We start from the raw sequence: 20787 nt of genomic DNA, 5'->3' as shown, positions 1-20787 counted from the left end.
GCATGTCGTTGTTCACCCACCGCGCGTACTGGCGCTGGTCCGCGGGCGTCCAGTTCGCCCGGCTGCCGGCGACCATGGCGCCGCTCGCGTTCACCCTGCTGACCACCGCCACGACCGGGTCCTACCGGCTGGGCGGCGTGCTGATGTCGGTCTTCGTCGTCGCCGAGATGGCCGGCGCCGTGCCGGTCGGGCGGCTGCTGGACCGCGTCGGCCCGGCCCGCGGCCTCCCCGCGTTGCTGCTGGTCACGGCCGTCGGGTTCGTCGTACTGGCCGTGGCGGCCGCGAACCGCGCGCCGAACGCCGTGCTGCTCGCGCTCGTCCTCCTGCCCGGCGTCTTCGCGGGCGCGTTGTCCGGCGGCTTCCGGACGCTGCTGGCCGACACGGTCGACGACGCGCTGCTGCCTCGCGCGATCTCCGTCGACGCGATGATTCTCGAGGGCGTGCTGATCGGCGGCCCGGCGCTGGTCGCGCTGCTCGACCTGGCCGGCACGTTCGTCCCGGTCGCCGCCATGGCCGTCGCCTGTGTGGCGGCTGCCGTGCTCGTCCCGCGCCGCGCGGCTGAGCCCGATCGGGCGGAATCCGGCGACGACGTCCCGGCGGCACGGCTCATCACCTACCTGCCGTGGCTGGCCTGCGCGTTCACCGTCGGGCTCCTGCTGTCGACGATCGAGGTGGCGCCGCTGCCCCTGGTCCAGCGCCTGGGTGCGCCGGCGACCGCGGCGCCCGTGGTGATCGCCGTGCTGAGCGGGGCGAGCATCGCAGGCAGCGCGCTCTACGCGTGGCGGGGGAAGACCGGCGACCCGCGGCTGTTCCTCGGCGGGTTCGTGGCCGGGGGCCTCGTGCTCGCCGCCGACCTCGGCTGGCCCGGGTTGCTCGCGTCGGTGGCCGTCATCGGGGGGTGCACCGGGCCGCTGGTGGCGGCGACGTCGGTGAACCTGCAGCGTCTGCTGCCGAAAAACCGCAGGTCAGCGGGGTTCTCGCTGAGTTTCACCGTGCAGGCGTGCGGTTTCGGGCTCGGCTCGCTGGCGGTCGGCGTGCTGCCGTTGTGGCTCGCCCCGGTGTTCGGTGCCTTTGCCGCGGCGATCGCCGGTGGAATGCTGGTGGTGAAGCCCGCACGAGCTATTGGCACAGTGTCAGTAACGTCGTAACCTGGGCCTGACCCCTCGACCTACGGGAGACGCCGATGACTGCCGTCCAGCCGAAGCCGACGACGGTCGGCGAGACCTTCGACTCGCTCAGCCCGGCGACCGACGAGGTGGTCGGAACCTACCCGATCCACACCGCGGAGGACGTCAAGGCGGCTGTCGAACGGGCGCGCGTCGCGGCGGAGTGGTGGGCCGGCCTGGGCTTCGCCGGGCGCGCCGAGCGGCTCAAGAGCTGGAAGGGCGTGCTGACGCGGCGGCTGCCGCAGCTGTGCCAGGTGGTCCGCGACGAGACCGGCAAGCCGATCGCCGACGCGCAGCTGGAGAGCGTCCTGGCCATCGAGCACATCGCGTGGGCGGGCAAGCACGCGAAGAAGATCCTCGGCAAGCAGAAGCGCTCGGCGGGCCTGCTGATGTCGAACCAGGCGGCGACGGTGGAGTACCAGCCGCTGGGCGTCGTCGGCGTGATCGGCCCGTGGAACTACCCGGTGTTCACGCCGCTGGGCTCGATCGCGTACGCGCTCGCGGCGGGCAACGCGGTGGTGTTCAAGCCGAGCGAGTACACGCCGGGCGTCGGCAAGTGGCTGGTCGACGCGTTCGCCGAGATCGTGCCGGAGCACCCGGTGCTGCAGCTGATCACCGGCTTCGGTGAGACGGGCGCGGCGCTGGTCGCCGCGGGTGTCGACAAGATCGCGTTCACCGGCTCGACGGCAACGGGCAAGCGCATCATGGCGGCGGCGGCCGAGACGTTGACCCCGGTGGTCATCGAGGCGGGCGGCAAGGACCCGGTGCTGGTCGACGCGGACGCCGACCTCGACGCGGCGGCGGACGCCACGGTGTGGGGCGCGTTCTCCAACTCGGGCCAGACGTGCATCGGCGTCGAGCGCGTGTACGTCCACGAGAAGGTCCACGACGAGTTCGTGGCGAAGGTGGTCGAGAAGTCGAAGGACGTCCGCGCGGGCTCGGACGAGGCGGCCCAGTACGGCCCGGTGACGATGCCGTCCCAGCTGGGCGTGATCAAGCGCCACATCCAGGACGCCCTGTCCCGCGGCGGCAAGGCGGTGATCGGCGGCGAGGACGCGGTGGGCGACCGGTACGCGCAGCCGACGGTGCTGGTCGACGTCCCGGAGGACTCCGAGGCGGTGAAGGAGGAGACCTTCGGCCCGACGGTGACGATCGCGAAGGTCCGTGACATGGACGAAGCGGTGGAGCGCGCGAACAGCACGAAGTACGGCCTGGGGTCGACGGTGTTCTCGAAGTCGCGAGGCGTGGAGCTGGCGGAGAAGCTGCGCACGGGCATGACGGCGATCAACGCACCGCTGTCGTTCGCCGGGATCGCGTCGCTGCCGTTCGGTGGCGTGGGTGACTCGGGCTTCGGCCGGATCCACGGCCCGGAAGGGCTGCGCGAGTTCGCCCGCACCAAGGCGATCGCCCGTCAGCGCTTCACGGCGCCGCTGACGCTGACATCGTTCAGCCGCAAGGAATCGACGGACGCGCTGGTCGCCAAGCTGGTGACCATCCTCCACGGAAAGCGCTGATCGACCGACACCGAAGGCCGCCTCGGGTTTACCCCCGATGGCGGCCTTCGTCGATTCGCGGAAACGAATGCGCGAATTGCGTTTCAACGATATCTGGTCCGCGATTTTCCCGGATTTCCGCGCGAAGCGCTGAAGAACTACGTATGCCGCTGACCTGCGGAAACAAAAGTGTAAGACTCTCGGCGGGGTAACTCGAAAGGTGCCTTTTCCCGCCGAAGGAGCACACTGTGAACTCGTCCCGCATCCGCCGATGACGATTTCGGCTCCCGCTCGCCCCAGCCCTGCGGTGGCCGCGCCCATCGTCGTCATCGCGGTATTCGGAATCACGCTCGGTATCACCTACCCGCTGCTGGCGCTGCTGCTCGAACAGCGTGGCCTGCCGAGGGGCGTCGTCGGGGCGAACGGCGCGATGACCCCGCTGGGCATGGTCCTGACGGCACCGCTGATCCCCCGCCTGCTGCGGGTCGTCTCGCCGTGGCGGGCGATGGTGACCGCCTCGGTCGCCATCGCGGTCCTGCTCGCCGTCCTCGCGACCTCCGACGACCTCGCGCTGTGGTTCGTGGTGCGGTTCGCCGTCGGCTCCTGCTCGGTCACGATGTTCGTCCTCGGCGAGACGTGGATCTGCGAGGCCACTGCCGGGCCGCGACGGGGACAGCTGGTCGCCGCCTACACCTCGGTGATGGCGCTGGGATTCGCGGTCGGGCCCGCCGTCATGGCGGTGGCCGGCACCGATCCGCTGGTCCCGCTCGCGGTCGCCGTCGCCTGCCCGCTGCTCGCGGTGGTGCCGCTGTGGGCGGCGCGGGCCCGGGTACCGCGGATGGTGTCGAGCGGCGCGATTCCGGTCCGGAGCCTGCTGGCCAGGCTGTCGGTGCTGCTGGTGGCGGTGGTGTCGGTGTCGGTGTTCGACGGCGTCACGCTGCAGTTCCTGCCCGGTTACTTGCTCGGTGAAGGGCTTTCCCCGCGGTCGGCCGCGCTGTCGCTGACGGTCCTGCTCGTCGGGCAGGTCCTGTTCCAGTACCCGCTTGGCCGGCTGGCGGACCGGATCGGCCCTCGAAGGGTGCTGGTCCTTTCGCTGTCCGCCGGCGCGGCCGGGGCGCTGGCGCTGCCCTGGGCGGTGGGGGTGCCCTGGGTGTTCTGGCCGCTGGTCGCGGTGTGGGGCGGGCTGGCCTTCGCCGGGTACCCGCTGGCGCTCACCATGCTGGGTGCGGGGCTGGAAGGTGCCGGCCTGCTGCTGGGCAACACGGCGTTCGCCATCGTCTGGGGGCTCGGCGGGATCGCCGGCCCCCCGTACTCCGGCGTCGCGATCGATTGGCTCGGTCACGTGGGCATGCCGCTGTCGCTGGCGACGCTCTGGCTGCTGGCCTTGGCGGTCCTCGCCGTGGCCGGGCTCCGCACCCGCGGAACTGTCGGTACCCGCCGCTAAACTGGATACCGGGGGCCGCGGCCCGCCCTCATCGCCCCCGAATCAGGTCCGCCGCCTTCTCCGCCACCATGATCGTCGGCGCGTTGGTGTTCCCCCGCGGCACCACCGGCATCACGGACGCGTCGGCCACCCGCAGTCCCTCCACCCCCTGCACCCGCAGCTGCGGATCGACCACCGACCCGATCGAGCAGGTCCCGACCGGGTGATAGAGCGTCTGCGTCTTCTCCCGGATGTGCTCCGCCAGCTCGGAATCACTCAAGTCGTGCCGCAACGGCAGGAACGGCTTGTCCAGGAACCGCCGCAACGGCCCCACCTGCCCGATTTCGATCAACGCCCGCAAGCCCGCGATCATCGTCTCCATGTCGCGCGGCTCGGCGTAGTAGGCCGGGTCGATTTCCGGCTTCCACAACGGATTCGCGGACTTCAGCCGCAGCCGGCCGCGGCTGGCGACGTCCACCAGCGTCGCCGCGGACGTGAACCCGGGAACCGTCGGCTCGCGCAAACCGTTGTCGTAGAACAACGTCGGCGCCACGTGGATCTGCATGTCCGGCGCCGGCAGCCCGTCCGTGGTCGGGTAGAACGCGCCCGCCTCGCCGATGTTCGACGTCAACGGGCCGCGTCGCGTAAGCTGGTAGCGCGCCAACCCGAAAAGCGAGGCCGCGTCGACCAGGTCGGTCGTGTCGCGGGTCGACCAGATGATCCCGCACGCCGGGTGGTCGTGCAGGTTCTCGCCGACGCCCGGCAGCGCGGCGACGACGTCGATGCCGAGTTCGCGCAGGTGCTCGGCGGGGCCGACGCCCGACACCATCAGCAACTGCGGCGAGTTGACGGCACCACCCGAAAGAATGACCTCGGCCGACGCGTGCACTGTCTGCTCCACGCCGTTGTCCAAATAGGACACGCCAACCGCGCGGGTGCCCTCGAAGACGACGCGGGTGGCGGGCGAGCACGTTTTCACGGTCAGGTTCGGCCGCGAAAGCGCCGGGCGCAGGTAGGCGTCCGCGGTGGACCAGCGGCGGCCCTTCTTGCACGTCACCTGGTAGACGCCGGCGCCTTCCTGGCTCTCGCCGTTGAAGTCGTCGGTGCGCTTGAGTCCCCACGCGACGGCCGAATCGACCCAGGCGTGCGAAAGTTCGTGGGTGAACCGGCGGTCCTCGACGTGCAGCGGCCCGTCCGTTCCGTGCAGCGGCCCGCCGAGCCGCTGGTTGCCCTCGGCGCGCTTGAAGTACGGGAGGACATCGTCCCAGCCCCAGCCCTCGGCGCCGTGTGAATCGCGCCAGCCGTCGTAGTCGGCGCGGTTGCCGCGGATGTAGATCATCGCGTTGATCGACGAACAGCCGCCCAGCATCTTCCCGCGCGGCCAGTACGACGTCTTGCCCGTGTGCTTCTGCTCGACCGTCTCGTAGTTCCAGTCCCACTTGGTCTTGAACAGCGACGCGAACGCGGCCGGGATGTGGATCTCGTCCGCGGTGTCCGCCGCGCCCGCTTCGAGGAGCAGGACCTGGGCCGCCGGGTCTTCGGTCAACCGGTTCGCCAGCACGCAGCCCGCGCTGCCGGCGCCGACGATGACGTAGTCGTAGGAGTCTTGGACGGCCACGGTGCCTCCTGTTGGCGAGGTGTCAACGACTCATCATGGCGCAGCGCCGCGCCCCGGGCCAGTCTAGGTTTCCCGGTGGGCCCCGCCAGGGGGTCGAGAGGGTGAACTATGCTCGCGGGGTACCCACGACCTGCGTGAATAAGGAGCAGCCTGCCGTGGCCCGAGTCGTCGTCGACGTCATGCCGAAGCCCGAAATCCTCGACCCGCAGGGACAGGCCGCGCTCGGCGCCGCCGGCCGCCTGGGGTTCACCGGGATCACCGAGATCCGCCAGGGCAAGCACTTCGAGATCGAGGTCGACGACACGGTCGACGACGCGACGCTGGAGAAGATCGCCGAAGGCTTCCTCGCGAACCCGGTCATCGAGCAGTGGACGATCACGCGGGTGGACGCGTGAGCGCGCGCATCGGCGTCATCACCTTCCCCGGCACGCTGGACGACGGCGACGCGGCCCGCGCGGTCCGCTACGCCGGCGGCGAGGCCGTGCCGCTGTGGCACGCGGACGAGGACCTGCGTGACGTCGACGCGGTGGTCGTCCCCGGGGGCTTCTCCTATGGTGACTACCTGCGCGCGGGCGTGATCGCCCGGTTCGCGCCGGTCATGACGCCGGTGATCGAGGCGGCGCGCGCGGGCATGCCGGTGCTCGGCATCTGCAACGGGTTCCAGATCCTGTGCGAGGCCGGTCTGCTGCCGGGCGCGATGATCCGCAACCAGGGCCTGCACTTCATCTGCCGCGACCAGTGGCTGCGGGTGGAGAACACCGAAACGGCGTGGACCACGCGCTACGACACCGGCGCCGAGATCCTCATCCCGATGAAGAACATCGACGGCTGCTACATGGCCGAGCAGTCCACTTTGGACGAGCTCGAGGGCGAGGGCCGCGTGGTGTTCCGGTACGTCGGCGGCAACCCGAACGGGTCGCGCAACGACATCGCCGGGATCCGCAGCGAGAACGGCCGGGTCGTCGGGCTGATGCCGCACCCGGAGCACGCGATCGACGCGCTGACCGGGCCGTCGGACGACGGGCTCGGCATGTTCTTCAGCGCGGTGGACGCGCTCGTGAAGGCTTGAGGTCGGGCCGCGCCCCCCGGTAGTCATGCTACCGGCGCGCACCGACAGTTCCGGGGCTGTGGACTTCAGTTGTCCACAGCCCCGGTTCTTGTCAGCTCTTGCTCTGGTCGTTCGACAGCCACTTCTCCGGGCGCATCCGGACCAGCACCGACTTCTCGCCCAGCGCCGAGTCGACGTACGCCGTCGCCTGGTCGGAAGGCCAGTAGCGCTTCGCGATGCGTAGTGCCTGCTCGCGCGTCGGGGGCTCGTCGTTCGCCACCACCGGGCCCTCGGCCGTCACGTACTTGTACGGCGGGTTCTCGTCCTGGGCCACCAAACTGAACCGGCCTGCCGCGCGGATCGACCGGTCCTTGACCGTGTCGCGGTCCATCCAGATCAGCAGCTCGCCGCCGGGTTCGTAGTCGTACCAGACCGGCACGGCCAGCGGGGCCCGGCCGGACCGCTCCACCGCGAGCACTCCCACGTGCGCGCCACTCAGGAACTCTTCGCGTTCCGCCGCGGTCATCACGAACGACGACATGTCACTCCCCAGGTAGAAGGTCGCCTACCCGGGGAGCAACACGTCGCGCACTTCGGACATTCCGGACTACGAAGCCGCCGCCACGAGCCGGGCGTACGAGCCGCCCGCCGACAGCAGCTCTTCGTGCGGGCCCAGCTCCGTGATGCGGCCGCCCTCGACCACCGCGACCCGGTCGGCCGCCGCGGCCGTGTGCAGGCGGTGGGCGATCGCGATCACCGTCCGCCCTTCCAGCACGCTGTTCAGCGACCGCTCCAGGTCCCGGGCCGAGCCCGTGTCCAGCAGCGACGTCGCCTCGTCGAGCACCAGCGTGTGCGGGTCCGCCAGCACCACGCGGGCCAGCGCCAGCTGCTGCGCGATCGCCGCCGGCACCGGGTGCTCGCCCGAGCCCAGCTTCGTGTCCAGCCCGGCAGGGAGCGAGGCGACCCAGTCCGACGCGCCCGCCGACGCCAGCGCCGCCGTCAGCTCGTCGTCCGTCCAGTCACCACCCGCCCGGCGGGCCGGCAGGGCCAGGTTCTGCCGCAGTGTCCCGGAGAACACGTGGTGCTCCTGGGTCAGCAGCAGCACCTCGCCGCGCAGCACGTCGTCGGCCAGGGCCGAGACGTCCTGCCCGCCGATGCGCACCGAGCCCGCGGACGGCGCCGCGATGCCGGCCAGCAGCCGGCCGAGCGTCGACTTGCCCGCGCCCGACGGCCCGACGATCGCCAGCCGCTCGCCGCGCGGCACCCGCAGGTCGATGCCGTGCAGCACCTCGCGGTCGGCGGTGTAGCTGAACCGGACGTCGTGGACGTCGATGTCCCGCCCGCGCGGCACCTCGTCGACCTTCGGCGCGTCCTCGACCGCGACCGACCGGACGCCGAGGATCCGGCGGGCCGCGGCCGCCGCGACCTGCAGGTCCTCGAGCCAGAACAGCGCCTCGTTCAGCGGCGCCGCCATGCCCTGCACGTACAGCAGCATCGTGGTGATCACGCCGAGCCCGGCCCAGCCCTGTGCGTATGCGAGCAGGCCGAGCAGCAGCATCACCGCGAGCGGCAGCACGTAGCTGATCTCCAGCGACGGTAGCCACCGCAGCTGCAGCGCCCGCATCCGGCGTTCGCCGTAGATGCTCTGGTCCAGCGCGTCGTACGCGGCGTCGATCCGCCGCTCGGTCAGCCCGAGCGCCTCGGTCGTGCGCGCGCCCTCCGCGGTCTCGTGGACGCTGGTGGTCAGGTCGGCCCAGCGGTCGAGCATCCACTGCATGGCCGCCGGGATCCGCCGCTGGTACCAGACGTTCACGGGCACCAGCAGCGGCAGCGCGACCAGCAGGCCCAGCGACAGCAGCGGCGACGTCACGATCATCGCGACGATCGTGAACACCACGGTCACCGCCGCGACCAGGATCTGCGGCACGGCGAACCGTGCCGCGTGGTCGATCCGGCCGAGGTCGGTGGTGGCCCGGCTGAGCAGGTCGCCGGTGCCCGCCGCCTCGACCGTGCCGAGCGGCAGCTGCAACGCCGTGCCGACGAACTCCTCGCGGGTCTCGGCCAGCACCAGCTCGCCGAACACCGCGCCGCGCATCCGCGCGATCTTCCGCGCCACCGCCTGCAGCAGCAGGATGCCGACGAACACCGCCGCCAGCACGTCGACGTGCCCGGTCGTGGTGCCGGCCGCGACGTCGTCGACCAGCGCGCCGAGCAGCTGGGGCCCGGCCAGCCCGATCAGCGTGGCCACGGCCAGCGAGCCGAGCAGCAGGCCGAACTCGCGTTTGTGGGCCTTCGCCGTCTGCCAGGCCCAGCGGCGGACGTCCCGCCGGGCCGCCGTGGGCAGCCGCTTCATACTGTCACCGCCTTCGCCGTGAAGACCTCGTCCGCTACATGTGTCCACAAAGGACTCTGGCTGAACACCACCGTGGTCCGGCCGCGCCGCAGCTCGGCGACGCGTTCGGTGATGCGGGCCTCCGTGTGCGCGTCCACCGCCGACGTCGGCTCGTCGAGCACCAGCACGTCGGCGTCGGTCGCCAGCGCGCGGGCCAGGTTCAGCCGTTGCCGCTGGCCGCCCGACACCTCGCGGCCGCGCTCGCCGATCACCTCGTCGACGCCGTTGGGCAGCGCGTCGACGATGTCGTCGGCGTCGGCCGCATACAGCGCTTCGGTGATGCTGACGCCGCCCGGCCGCGCCGGCGCCAGCTGTTCGCGCAGCACGCCCGAGAACCAGATGTCCTGGTTGTGCGCGTAGACGATCCGCCGCCGCAGCTCCGCGAGCGCGACGTGGTCCGCCCGGACCCCGCCGACCAGCACTTCTTCGCCCTCGGCCGGATCGGCGAACCGCGCCAGCCGGTCGGCCACCGCTTCGCCGCCGGCCCCGAAGTCGACGACCGTCAGCCGGCCCGGCGCGACCCGGACCCCGGACTCGGTGTCCACCAGTTCCAGCGGGCCCTCGGGCAGCGGCACCGGCGTCTCCGGGTCCGCGAGCTTCGGGCGGATCGCCAGCAGCGTCACCACCTTCCGCGACGCGACCAGTCCGGAGGTGATCGAGCCGACGGCCTCCGTCGCGGCGTTGACCGGCCAGATGAGGAAGGCCGAAACGCCGTAGAAGGCCACCAGCTGCCCGATGCCGATCGAGCCGGCCACGGCCAGCCGCGCGCCGAGCCAGGTGATCACCACGGTGACCAGGCCGGGCAGCGCGACCTCCGCCGCGGCCAGCCACGCCTCGGCCTTGCCGACCTCGACGCCGGCCTGCCGCACCCGCTGGCTCGTCTCGCGGAAGCGGGCGAAGAACCGCCGCTCGCCGCCGATGCCGCGCAGGATCCGCAGGCCGGACACGATGTCGGCGCCGAGCGCGTTGACGTCCCCGCGCTTCTCGCGCTGCTTCGCCTTGCGTTTCTGCAGCGGTGCGAGCAGCGGTCCGATGCCGAGCACGGCGACCGGCACGCCGACCAGCGCGACCACGCCGAGCAGCGGCGACGTCGAGACCAGCCACACCGCGACCACGACGAACGCCAGCAGCGAGCCGACCGCGCGGCCGGTCATCTCGACGGTGTTGCCGATGTGGTTGACGTCCGTCGTGGAGACGGCGACGAGGTTCCCGGTGGTGGTCTGCTCGCGCAGCCCGGCGCCGACGCGCGTGGTGTGGGCGGACACGGTCCGCTGGGTGGTTCCGGCGCCGTGCAGCCACAGGCCGTAGTTGAGGAAGTGCAGCCAGGTCCCGAAGACCGTCTGGACGAGTCCTAGCACGGCCGCAGCCAGCGCCCAGCGCCAGACGGCCGCGCCGTCGTGCGCGCCGATGGCGCCGATGCCCTGGCCGACGACCAGCGGCAGCAGCGCACCGGGCAGCGCCCAGACGACACCGATCGCGGCCGCGCCGAGCACCGAGCCGAGCCGGGCTCGGAACACGGCGAGCAGGAAGCGGCTCGCGGTCGGCCGCGCGGGCAGCCGCAGCGGCGGAAAGGGGTACGTGGCGGAAAGCACGATTCTCGACGGTAAGCCGACCCCGGGAGGAAGGCGACCGATTTTCGGGCGCCTCGCCGGGCACCGCCGGGTGCCCCGCCCTCTTGGGGGACCCCCGGTTTCAACGTTACTCGCGCCCACCGACAATTCCGGCCCGCGCGCCCCGAGCGCACCCCGGGTTGTCCACAAGCTCGCCACCCAAGCGCCCCAAGGTCACCTTGGGTGCGTTGAGCGCACCGAAGGCCACCCTTGGGTGCGTTGAGCGCACCGAAGGCCACCTTGGGTGCGTTGAGCGCACCGAAGGCCACATTGGGGCGCTCCGGCCGGGCCTCGAATGTCGGCTCGGTCACAGCGGCCGCGGGGTGTCCGGCTTCGGTGGCCCAGTGTCCGGGGTGGCCGGGCCCGGCACGTATCCTGACGGCCGTGGCGAACCCTGACACGGACACCGTGACCAGCACCGTTGACACCACCGAGCGCGCCGGGGCGACCCCGGAGCACACCCAGCCATATCGCGAACTGGGCCTCGCGGATGACGAGTACGCCCGCATCCGGGAAATCCTCGGCCGCCGGCCCACCGACGCCGAGCTGGCCATGTACTCGGTCATGTGGAGCGAGCACTGCTCGTACAAGTCCTCCAAGAAGCACCTGCGCTACTTCGGGGAGACCGCCACCGACGAGATGAAGGCCAAGATGCTGGCCGGCATCGGGGAGAACGCCGGCGTCGTCGACATCGGCGAGGGCTGGGCCGTCACCTTCAAGGTGGAGAGCCACAACCACCCGTCCTATGTGGAGCCCTACCAGGGCGCCGCGACCGGGGTCGGCGGCATCGTCCGCGACATCATGGCCATGGGCGCGCGGCCCCTCGCGGTCGCCGACGCGCTGCGGTTCGGCCCGGCCGACGCCCCCGACACCAAGCGCGTGCTGCCCGGCGTGGTCGCCGGCGTCGGCGGCTACGGCAACTGCCTCGGCCTGCCGAACATCGGCGGCGAGCTCGTCTTCGACCCCTCCTACTCCGGCAACCCGCTGGTGAACGCCCTGTGCGTCGGCGCGATGCGCGTCGAAGACCTGCACCTCGCCTTCGCGTCCGGCACCGGCAACAAGATCATCCTGTTCGGCGCGCGCACCGGCCTCGACGGCATCGGTGGCGTTTCCGTCCTGGCGAGTGACACCTTTTCGGGTGACGAGTCGGCGTCGGGCCGCAAGAAGCTGCCGAGCGTCCAGGTCGGCGACCCGTTCACCGAGAAGGTGCTCATCGAGTGCTGCCTCGAGCTGTTCGCGCAGAAGCTCGTCGTCGGCATCCAGGACCTCGGCGGCGCCGGGCTGTCCTGCGCGACGTCGGAGCTGGCCGCGGCCGGCGACGGCGGCATGCACATCTACCTCGACCGCGTTCCGCTGCGCGCCAAGGGGATGACGCCCGCCGAGGTGCTCTCCAGTGAGTCGCAGGAACGCATGTGCGCGGTCGTCGCGCCGGAGAACGTCGAGGCGTTCATGGCCGTCTGCCGCAAGTGGGACGTCATCGCCACCGACATCGGCGAGGTCACCGACGGCGAGCACCTGGTCATCACCTGGCACGACGAGGTCGTCGTCGACGTCCCGGCGCACACGGTGGCCCACCAGGGCCCGGTGTACGACCGGCCGATCGAGCGTCCGTCCACTCAGGACGCACTGATCGCCGACACCTCCGCGAAGCTGCCGCGTCCGTCCACTCCGGACGAGCTGCGCGCGGACGTCCTCAAGCTGATCTCGTCGCCGAACCAGGCGTCGAAGGAATGGGTGACGTCGCAGTACGACCGGTACGTGCGCGGCAACTCCGTGCTGGCCCAGCCGTCGGACTCGGGCATGATCCGGATCGACGAGTCCACCGGCCGCGGTGTCTCGGTGGCGACAGACTGCAACAGCAAGTTCGTCTACCTCGACCCGTACCGCGGCGCGCAGCTGGCGCTGGCGGAGGCCTACCGCAACGTGGCCACGGGCGGCGCGACGCCGGTGGCGGTGTCGGACTGCCTGAACTTCGGCGCCCCGACCGACCCGGGCGTGATGTGGCAGTTCGAGCAGGCCGTGCACGGCCTCGCCGACGGCTGCGTCGAGCTGGGCATCCCGGTCACCGGCGGCAACGTCAGCTTCTTCAACCAGACGGGTGACACGGCGATCCTGCCGACGCCGGTGATCGGTGTCCTCGGCGTGATCGACGACGTCACCCGGCGCATCCCGACCGGCATCGGCGCGGAAGCCGGCGAAACCCTGCTGCTGCTGGGGGAAACGCACGACGAGCTGGACGGTTCGGCGTGGGCCCGCGAGCTGCACGGCCACCTCGGCGGCGTTCCGCCAAGGGTCGATCTGGCCCGCGAGAAGCTGCTGGGCGAGGTCCTGGTCGCGGGTTCCCGCGACGGCATGATCTCGGCGGCCCACGACCTGTCGGACGGCGGCCTGATCCAGACGCTGGTCGAGACCGTCCTCATCGGACAGTGCGGCGCCCGGGTGTTCCTGGACGACGGTCAGGACCCGTTCGTCCAGCTGTTCTCCGAGTCCGCCGGCCGCGTGCTGGTGGCGGTCCCGCGCACGGAAGAACTCCGCTTCACCGAGATGTGCACCGCGCGCGGCCTCCCGTGGCGCAAGACCGGCGTGGTCGACCCGGAGTCGGGCACGCTGGAGCTGCAGGGCATCACGGAGTTCACGCTCGACGAGCTGCGCGAGGCCTGGGAGCGCACGCTCCCGGCCCTGTTCGACTGAGCCGGGGGGGGGGGGGGGGCCGCCCGGCGGGGCCCCCCCCCCCCACCCCGGTCAAGCGAGCACCGGAAACTGTCGGTGCCCTCCGGTAGCGTGGAAAACGGGGGCTGCTCAGCCCGCTTCGGCGACGATCCGGGCAGCCCCGTCGCGTAGTTCTTCGAGCCTCCACGCTTCCGGCAACCGCACGTCCTTCTCGGCCCGCACCAGCGTGTTGTACAGCGAAACCGACTCGGGCAGCGAGGCGAACCGCAGATCGGTCTGGCCTTCGAACGAAGTCCGCCGCAGGTCCAGCGAGTCCGAAGCGGCAACGCCGGAGAAGACCGCGTCGCCGGCGAACTTCGCGTCCTTGAACGTCGTCCGCCCGGCGAACGTCGTGTCGGTGAACTCCGCGGTCTCCGCGAACTCCGTGCCACTGAACCACGCGTGGCTCTCGAAAACCGCACCGCGGCAACGGAAGTAACCCACCAGCCGGCCGTCGCCGGTGCCGGCCGCGGTGAGGTAGACGCGGCCCGTGAAGCGGCAGCCGCTGAAGTTGGTGGTGCTGCGCAGCGACGCGTGCCGCAGCAGCAGGCCGCCGACGAGCCTGCCCGACAGGTCCAGGTACTCCAGCACCGCGCCGGTCAGGTCCAGGTCGTAGGCCGGGCCCGGGTCGTCGCGGCCGGGCAGCAGCTCGGTGATCAGCCGCTGGGCCGTGAGGCGGACCGTGAGTTCGCGTTCCTCTTCGGGACTGCCGTCCTTCAGCGGATCGCTGTAGCGAGCGTGCTCGAACGGCCGCCGCAGGTACGAGCACAGCACGTCCAGCACCGTCTGCGTGTAGTCCGGCCGGCTCCGCGCCAACCCCGCGAGCGCGTGCAGCGCTCCCACGCGCACCTGGTCGGCCGTGTGGCCGAGCAGCTCGACCGCCTTCGCGAACCGCTCGTCCGCCACCCGCTCGCGGTCCTGCTCCGCCCGCTGCGCTTCGAGTTCGTGGCGCTGCCGCTCGATGTCCTGCCGCCGCTCCTCGACCCGGCGGCGGCGGTCGTTCAGCCACAGCGCGTACAGCGCCACGATCGCGCCGCCGGCCAGGCCGCCGGTCTTGAGCGCGTCACTGCGGCTGGTGGCGGGGTCGGCCAGCAGCCAGCCGCCGACCCCCAGCAGCAGCACCACCGACGCGAGGAACGTCCACGCCAGCGGCGATCGCCACAGCTTCACCGGCTCAGGACACCAGCATGGTGCTGACGCAGAAGCCCTTTTTGTCGAAGTTCGTCGCGCTCAGCGTGCCCTTGACCGGCTTGCCGGCGGACGTCCCGGTGACCTCGCCCTCGACCAGGTACTTGTCGGCGGGCACGTCGCCGAGCTGCAGCTGCAGCGGCGGCTTGAGGAACGTCTCGAGCCACGAGGTGAGCAGCTCCTTCGAGTCCGCGCAGCCCAGCGCGACGGCGCCGTTGTTGTCGCCCGCGTTCAGCTTGTCGATGAAGCCCTGCAGCACGGCCTTGGCGTCCGAGCTGCCGCCGTCACTGCCGGACGGCGGCTTCGTGGCCGAGGTCGTCGGCTTCTTCGACGTCGGCTTCGACGGGGACGGCTTGGCCGACGTGCTCGACGACGGGGGCGCGGCCGTGTTGGTGTCGTCCTTCGAGAGGAAGAAGCCCGGCGCGACGAAACCCGTGATGCCCACCAGGGCGAGCACGACGACCACGGCGGCGCCGATGGCGATCCACATCCCGGTCTTGCTCTTCTTCGGCGGCGCGGGCGGCCCGCCGAAGCCCTGCGAGTAGCCGCCGGTCGCCGGGTCCCAGCCGGACACCTGGCCTGCCGCGTTCGGGTCCCAGGCCTGCTGGCCGTACTGCTGCGCGTTCGGGTCCGCCCACGCCGACTGCTGCTGCTGCTGCGCGTACGGGTCGCCCCACGTCGGCTGCGGGTTCGCGGGGTACCCCTGCTGCTGGTTCGGGTCCCAGCCCTGCGGGTACTGCTGCGTCGGGTACGGCTGTTGCTGCTGGTTGGGGTCCCACCCGCCCTGCTGGGGGTACGGCTGCTGCGGGACGCCGCCGGACTGCGGCTGGCCGTACGGGTCGGGCTGGCCGGGCTGGCCCGGCTGAGGCGGGTAGGTCATCGGTCCATGCCTTCCGGGCGCTGGGGGTTCGTGCGCTTCCGACGTCCGGTGGACGCGTGCGGTTCCCCAGGACGTGACTGCAGCATTCTGCAAGCTCGGACGGTACGGCATGAAACCGGCTCCCGGTCGTGGCGGCGCGAAACCGTCACGACCGGGAGCCGGTCGGGGGATGGATCAGCCGTTGGCCAGTGCCTGGAGCCGGTCGTAGGCACCGTTGAAGGTGTCCTGGTCGAGCGGGCTCGAGGTGTACTGCCAGACGGTGTAGAAGCCCCAGTTGTAAGGCAGCGTGCCGACCGACGACGCGTACCGCGCGACCCACAGCGGGGCCGTGCTGGAGAAGTCACCGCTCACGCACTGGCTCCACCAGCTCGTCGACGTGTAGATGACCGGCCAGCGCCCGGTCAGGGACTTGTACGTGTCGTGGAAGTCGAGGATCCACGACGTCATCCCCGCCTTGCTCAGCCCGTAGCAGGTCGAGCCGTACGGGTTGTACTCCATGTCGAGCGCACCCGGCAGCGTCTTGCCGTCCTTCGACCAGCCGCCGCCGTGGGCGACGAAGTACCTGGCCTGCGCCGCGCCGCTCGAGGTGTTCGGCGTGGCGAAGTGGTAGGCGCCGCGGATGAAGCCCTGGTTGTAGGAGCCGTTGTACTGCTGGGCGAAGTACGGGTTCGTGTAGCTGGTGCTCTCCGTGGCCTTGGTCCAGACGAACCGCTTGCCCTGGTTCCACCAGTACGCCCAGTCGACGTTGCCCTGGTAGCTGGCGACGTCCATGCCGGCCACCGTGGCCAGCACCTGGCCGGGGATGGCCTGGCCGGGCTGCGGCTGCTGCGCCGCCTTCTGCGTGTCCGGTGTCGACTTGTCGCCTTCGACGCGCCGGATCTGCGACCCCAGATCGTGGTTGTGCTGTGCGATGTCCGCGTTGATCGCGGCCACGGGGTCGACTTCGGGGGACAAGGTCGCCGCCTGGGCTGAGCTGCCGAGCAGGAGCAGCGTGGCCGGGACGACCAGGGCAGCGAACAGCCGCCCTCTTCGGGATGTGGACATCGTTGGATCCCTTCACAGATACCCTCGCGATGAGCGGCTTACTGCAGGTAGCCGCTCGAGCACGATTGTTGAGGACGAAGTGGCGTTTGTCACTCAGTTCCGTGAAATTGGGTATACGTGTGGGTGATTTTCCCGGGAAGAAGATCGTTAATTGGTGACAGGTTAACACCTATTATTGGAAATGCTGGGCCGTTCAGCCCAGTGCGAGGGCGCGCAGCCGGTCCGCCGAGCCGTTGAACCAGTTCTGGTCGCCGGGCAGGGTGCCGCGGTCGGCGAACTGCCAGATCGTGTGCACGCCCCAGCCGGCGGGCAGCTCGCCGACGAAGCTGTTGTAGCGCGCGATCCAGAGCGGGTTGGCGCCGAAGCCGCCGTTGTTCGCGGTGCACCGCTTCCACCAGCTCGTCGACGTGTAGATCGTCGGGGGACGGCCGGTCGCCGCGCGGTAGGTGTCGGAGAAGGCGCGGAGCCAGGCGACCATGCCCGCCGCGTCCTTGCCGTAGCAGGTCTCGCCGTACGGGTTGTACTCCGCGTCGAGCGCGCCGGGCAGGGTCTTGCCGTCGGCCGACCAGCCGCCGCCGTGGGCCAGGAAGTACCGCGCCTGCGCCGCGCCGTCGGAGATGTCCGGCCGGGCGAAGTGGTACGCGCCGCGGATCAGGCCGACGTTGTAGGAGCCGTTGTACTGCTGCGCGAACTGCGGGTTGACGAAGCCGGTGCCCTCGGTCGCCTTGACGTAGACGAACTTGGCCCCCGAGCCGGCCGCGCCCCGCCAGTCGACCGGACCCTGGTGCCCGCTGACGTCGTGCCCGAGCTGCTGGTCGTCACCGCCGTACAGCACGCCGGGGGCTTCGCCGACGCCCTCGACCTTGGCGATCTGAGAACCCGCGAAGTGCTCCTGGGCCCCGGCGTAGATGTCGTCGGCCTTCGCCGGCGCCTGCCCGGTCACGAGGAGGACGGACGCGAGGACGGCGGCGAAGGGCAGCGAACGTCTTTTCACCCTCATGCTCCCCACCGATCTCGTGAGACTTCTTCAGCCTCACGATGCACCGGCGCCGCCGGATCGGCGAGTCGATGATCACTCGATGGAGTGGGACCCGCAGGTCAGCGCCGTTCGTCGGCGATGGCCTTCATCAGGTGCTCGGCCGGCACGACGGCCGTGATGAGGTCGTGCGGGTTGATCGCGACCGGGTGCCCGCCGAGCAGGTCGACGATGTCGCGCCCGAGCACGGCCCGCGCGTGCGGCCACTCGCGCGGCACCAGCGCCTTGCGCGTGTAGGCGGGCACCATGACCCGGCCGTCGGTGTTGTGGAAGCCGATGACGGTCCGCTGCACCGGCGACATCGCGTAGACGAACAGCGTCGCGTCGAGCACCACCTTCGGCAGGTCCGACGGCGGGCGGTGCTCGGTGCGGACGAGCTGCAGCAGGTGCTCGAGGTCGTTCGCCGGTTCCGGGAAGCCGAGCGCCTTGGGCGAGGGCCGGTAGCGGTCGTTGGGGTGGAAGTCGGCGACGACGTCGCCGGCGTCGTTCACCGGGTAGGCGCCGACGACCGCCCACGACGGCACCGGGCCGTTCGGGTCGAAGGCCTCGTCGATGACGTAGAGCCAGCTGTTCGGGTTGGCGCGGGCGTTCGCGCGCATTTCCTCGGTGATCTCGGGCGTCGTTCCCTGCTTGCCGGAGCGCCGCGCCTGCCGGCCGTCGCGACGCGCGGCGCGGTTGTGCTTGCCGTGCCTGCCGCCGGGGCGATCGGCTCCGCTTCCGGTGGGCTGCTGCGAAACCATCCGATCCGCCTCGTCCCGCTGCGCCATCGTCATCCCCACGTTCTCGGGTGTACCTGCCAAGTCTTGGTGCGCCACTCTACTGTTTGCCCATGGCCTCTTCGCGTTCGGTCGACCCCGGACAGTTACGTGCGGCGGTGCTGGCGGTTTCCCCGTGGTTGCAGGGCGATGCGCCCGATCCGGCGCGCCCGGAACTGGCCGCGGCGGTCCGGTTGTCGCTGCGCGCGCTCGCGGCGGACGCGCCGGGCCGGACGGTCGAGGTGCGCGTGCCGCCCTTCGCCGCGGTGCAGTGCGTCGAGGGGCCGCGGCACACCCGGGGCACCCCGCCGAACGTGATCGAGACCGACCCGCGCACGTGGCTCGAACTGGCCACCGGGCAACTGGACTGGACCACGGCCGTGGCGGCCGGCCGGGTGTCCGCGTCGGGCACCCGGGCCGACCTGTCCCACTGGCTCCCCCTCGTCCGGCTCTGACGGACGGGGCCGGGACAGGAGCTACGGCTTGCGGCCTATCCCGCCCGCGATGGTCCGCTGGGCCACGTTGAGCTCCTTGAGCCGCGGGCCGTCCGGCCACCAGTCGGCGCAGCGCACGACGCCCGGGGGCACCATCTCGAGCCCGGGGAACAGGTCCTCGATCTCCTTCTGCGTCCGGAAGGTGCCCGAGCCCATCGGGCTGTGCAGGAAGAAGTCCTCCATCTTGCGGGCGGTCGCGGAGTCCTCGTCCTCGGGGTCGAAGAAGTGCGAGATCGCCACGAACGAGCCCGACGGCAGCGCGTCGACGTACTCCTTCATGATCTCCGCCGGCCGCTCGTGCGGGCCGTTGTAGTGGTGCAGCGTGCCCAGCTGGAGGAACGCGACCGGCTGCGAGAAGTCGATGTGCTGCCGGACGACCTCGTTCTCGAGGATCTGCTGCGGCTCGAAGATGTCCTCGGCGACGAAGTGGGTGTTCTCGTTCTCCTCGAGCAGCGCGCGGCCGTGGGCGAGCACCACCGGGTCGTTGTCGATGTAGACGACCTTGATCTCCGGGTTGATCCGCTGGACGACCTGGTGGGTGTTCTCGGCGGTCGGCAGGCCGGAGCCGCAGTCGAGGAACTGGGTGATCCCCGTCTGGCTGGCGAGGAAGCGGCAGGCGCGGATCAGGAACCCGCGGTTTTCGAACGCGAGGTCCTGCGCCTCCGGGGCGGCCTTCTGCACCTTGTGCAGGACCTCCCGGTCGATCTCGTAGTTGTCCTTCCCGAGCAGGAAGGCGTCGTACACGCGCGCGATGCTCGCTCGGGTCGGGTCGACCCCCACAGGAACTCGTTCGGTCCGGGTCGCGGCGTCGGGCATCTTGAACCTCGCAAGTTCTGTGTCGAAAGTCTCGTACTCTACGTAGAGTAGGACTCCACACGCATGCGGTAAACCGGGTCACCTCTTTGCGCAGGACGGCCCAACGTGTACTTTCGGTAGTCGGGCTAGAACCCCCTGGTGACGTGAGCGCGGAAGGGCCGGGAATGAACGCGGTGAACGCGTCCGCAGGTGAACAGAACATCGGCCCCACGGCGCGCCGCATGATCCTCGGCTCGCAGCTGCGCCGGCTCCGCGAAGAAGCCGGCATCACCCGTCAGCAGGCCGGATACAACATCCGCGGGTCCGAGTCCAAGATCAGCAGGCTGGAGCTGGGCCGGGTCGGGTTCAAGGAACGCGACGTCACCGACCTGCTGACGATGTACGGCGTCGACGACCCGGCCGAGCGCCGGGCGTTCCTCGACATGGTCAAGCAGTCGAACGAGCCGGGCTGGTGGCGGCGCTTCGGCGACACCATGCCGAACTGGTTCACCGACCTCGTCGGCCTCGAAGAAGCCGCGGCGCGAATCCAGATCTGGGAGCCGATCTACGTGTCGGGCCTGCTGCAGGTCGAGCCGTACGCGCGGGCGATCTTCAGCCACGGTCGGCCGGACATGGCCGACGAGCGCGTCGACCAGCTGGTCGCGCTGCGGATGCGACGGCAGAAGATGTTCAGCAGGCCGGACGCGCCCCGCGTGTGGATGGTGCTCGACGAGTCGGTCCTGCACCGGCCGATCGGGGGCGCGAAGGTCCTCAAGCAGCAGATCGAGTTCCTGCTCGAGATGAGCGCGCTGCCGCACGTGTCGGTCCAGGTGCTGCCGTACGAGAGCAGCGGCCTTTCCGCGGAGCACGCCTTTTCACTGCTGCGGTTCGGCGAGCCGGAACTGCCGAACATCGCCTACGTCGAGTACCTGACGGGCGCGCACTACATCGAGAAGCGCGAAGAGATCGAAAAGTACAGCCGCGCGCTCGACATGCTGGCCGTCGACGCGGAGACTCCGGAGCGGAGCCGGGCGATGCTCGCGAAGCGCCGCCAGGAGATCTAGAAACCCTTGCCTGTACCCGGTTCGGCGGTGCCGGCGACTGCCCGCCGACCGGTAACTTGGCGTAGCGGTTAA

The 20787-nt window shown here is 70.8% G+C and carries 18 protein-coding genes; 8 read left to right on the top strand and 10 right to left on the bottom strand.

Annotated elements, in window-relative coordinates; all coding sequences use genetic code 11:
- Positions 1 to 2 precede the first annotated feature (2 nt).
- From I4Q55_RS45920 to I4Q55_RS45910, 3 genes are all read left to right on the top strand, one after another.
- The gene (locus I4Q55_RS45920) at positions 3 to 1148 is read left to right on the top strand and encodes an MFS transporter (protein ID WP_206784500.1); all 1146 of its coding nucleotides are present in this window, start codon (positions 3 to 5) and stop codon (positions 1146 to 1148) included.
- A gap of 35 nt (positions 1149 to 1183) precedes the next feature.
- The gene (locus I4Q55_RS45915) at positions 1184 to 2680 is read left to right on the top strand and encodes an aldehyde dehydrogenase family protein (protein ID WP_206784501.1); all 1497 of its coding nucleotides are present in this window, start codon (positions 1184 to 1186) and stop codon (positions 2678 to 2680) included.
- Positions 2681 to 2930: 250 nt separating this feature from the next.
- On the top strand, positions 2931 to 4103 hold the full coding sequence (locus tag I4Q55_RS45910; protein ID WP_206784502.1) for an MFS transporter: 1173 nt from the start codon (positions 2931 to 2933) through the stop codon (positions 4101 to 4103).
- A 28-nt stretch (positions 4104 to 4131) separates the two neighbouring features.
- Here the strand turns inward: I4Q55_RS45910 and I4Q55_RS45905 are convergent, their stop codons facing one another.
- Entirely contained in the window at positions 4132 to 5700 is a 1569-nt protein-coding gene (locus I4Q55_RS45905) for a GMC family oxidoreductase (RefSeq protein ID WP_206784503.1), read from the bottom strand.
- 155 nt (positions 5701 to 5855) lie between these two features.
- On the opposite strand from I4Q55_RS45905, the gene purS reads away from it, so the two are divergent.
- Positions 5856 to 6095 carry a phosphoribosylformylglycinamidine synthase subunit PurS gene (gene purS / locus I4Q55_RS45900; RefSeq protein WP_013230759.1) on the top strand — a complete coding sequence of 80 codons (240 nt, stop codon included), beginning with the start codon at positions 5856 to 5858 and terminating at the stop codon, positions 6093 to 6095.
- Positions 6092 to 6769, top strand: coding sequence for a phosphoribosylformylglycinamidine synthase subunit PurQ (gene purQ / locus I4Q55_RS45895; protein ID WP_206784504.1), 678 nt, complete (start codon positions 6092 to 6094; stop codon positions 6767 to 6769). Before purS ends, purQ begins: the two co-directional genes overlap by 4 nt.
- 91 nt (positions 6770 to 6860) lie before the next feature.
- Here purQ and I4Q55_RS45890 read toward each other — a convergent pair whose 3' ends face one another.
- The 3 genes from I4Q55_RS45890 to I4Q55_RS45880 all read right to left on the bottom strand — a co-directional run bounded on the left by I4Q55_RS45890 (position 6861) and on the right by I4Q55_RS45880 (position 10732).
- Entirely contained in the window at positions 6861 to 7289 is a 429-nt protein-coding gene (locus I4Q55_RS45890) for a pyridoxamine 5'-phosphate oxidase family protein (RefSeq protein WP_206784505.1), read from the bottom strand.
- A 66-nt stretch (positions 7290 to 7355) separates the two neighbouring features.
- Positions 7356 to 9101 carry an ABC transporter ATP-binding protein gene (locus tag I4Q55_RS45885; protein WP_206784506.1) on the bottom strand — a complete coding sequence of 582 codons (1746 nt, stop codon included), beginning with the start codon at positions 9099 to 9101 and terminating at the stop codon, positions 7356 to 7358.
- On the bottom strand, positions 9098 to 10732 hold the full coding sequence (locus I4Q55_RS45880) for an ABC transporter ATP-binding protein (protein WP_206784507.1): 1635 nt from the start codon (positions 10730 to 10732) through the stop codon (positions 9098 to 9100). The genes I4Q55_RS45885 and I4Q55_RS45880 overlap by 4 nt, the downstream gene beginning before the upstream one ends.
- A 402-nt stretch (positions 10733 to 11134) precedes the next feature.
- On the opposite strand from I4Q55_RS45880, the gene purL reads away from it, so the two are divergent.
- Positions 11135 to 13441, top strand: a complete 2307-nt coding sequence (gene purL / locus I4Q55_RS45875; protein WP_374194438.1) for a phosphoribosylformylglycinamidine synthase subunit PurL — start codon at positions 11135 to 11137, stop codon at positions 13439 to 13441.
- 108 nt (positions 13442 to 13549) lie between these two features.
- Here purL and I4Q55_RS45870 read toward each other — a convergent pair whose 3' ends face one another.
- The 5 genes from I4Q55_RS45870 to I4Q55_RS45850 form a co-directional block, all read right to left on the bottom strand.
- On the bottom strand, positions 13550 to 14629 hold the full coding sequence (locus I4Q55_RS45870; protein WP_206789240.1) for a pentapeptide repeat-containing protein: 1080 nt from the start codon (positions 14627 to 14629) through the stop codon (positions 13550 to 13552).
- A gap of 4 nt (positions 14630 to 14633) precedes the next feature.
- A complete protein-coding gene (locus I4Q55_RS45865) occupies positions 14634 to 15527 on the bottom strand; it encodes a hypothetical protein (protein ID WP_206789242.1) in 894 nt (297 codons plus the stop codon).
- Positions 15528 to 15701: 174 nt separating this feature from the next.
- Positions 15702 to 16571 (bottom strand): lysozyme, encoded by an 870-nt coding sequence (locus I4Q55_RS45860; protein ID WP_206789244.1) that lies wholly within the window; start codon positions 16569 to 16571, stop codon positions 15702 to 15704.
- A gap of 193 nt (positions 16572 to 16764) precedes the next feature.
- Positions 16765 to 17571 carry a lysozyme gene (locus I4Q55_RS45855; protein ID WP_206789246.1) on the bottom strand — a complete coding sequence of 269 codons (807 nt, stop codon included), beginning with the start codon at positions 17569 to 17571 and terminating at the stop codon, positions 16765 to 16767.
- A 98-nt stretch (positions 17572 to 17669) separates the two neighbouring features.
- On the bottom strand, positions 17670 to 18380 hold the full coding sequence (locus I4Q55_RS45850; RefSeq protein ID WP_206789580.1) for a type VII secretion system-associated protein: 711 nt from the start codon (positions 18378 to 18380) through the stop codon (positions 17670 to 17672).
- Between the two features lie 56 nt (positions 18381 to 18436).
- Between I4Q55_RS45850 and I4Q55_RS45845 the strand changes: the two genes are divergently transcribed.
- The gene (locus tag I4Q55_RS45845) at positions 18437 to 18817 is read left to right on the top strand and encodes a sterol carrier family protein (protein WP_206789248.1); all 381 of its coding nucleotides are present in this window, start codon (positions 18437 to 18439) and stop codon (positions 18815 to 18817) included.
- Positions 18818 to 18838: 21 nt separating this feature from the next.
- On the opposite strand, the gene I4Q55_RS45840 is transcribed toward I4Q55_RS45845, so the two are convergent.
- Complete coding sequence (locus tag I4Q55_RS45840) at positions 18839 to 19636, bottom strand: SAM-dependent methyltransferase (RefSeq protein WP_206789250.1); 798 nt, start codon at positions 19634 to 19636, stop codon at positions 18839 to 18841.
- A gap of 200 nt (positions 19637 to 19836) precedes the next feature.
- On the opposite strand from I4Q55_RS45840, the gene I4Q55_RS45835 reads away from it, so the two are divergent.
- Entirely contained in the window at positions 19837 to 20715 is an 879-nt protein-coding gene (locus I4Q55_RS45835) for a helix-turn-helix transcriptional regulator (protein ID WP_206789252.1), read from the top strand.
- Positions 20716 to 20787: the final 72 nt, after the last annotated feature.

The sequence above is a fragment of the Amycolatopsis sp. MtRt-6 genome (assembly GCF_017308975.1).
Lineage (GTDB): Bacteria > Actinomycetota > Actinomycetes > Mycobacteriales > Pseudonocardiaceae > Amycolatopsis.
The sequence above is the reverse complement of the archived record's forward strand: the minus strand, read 5'-3'. Positions and strand labels throughout refer to the sequence as shown.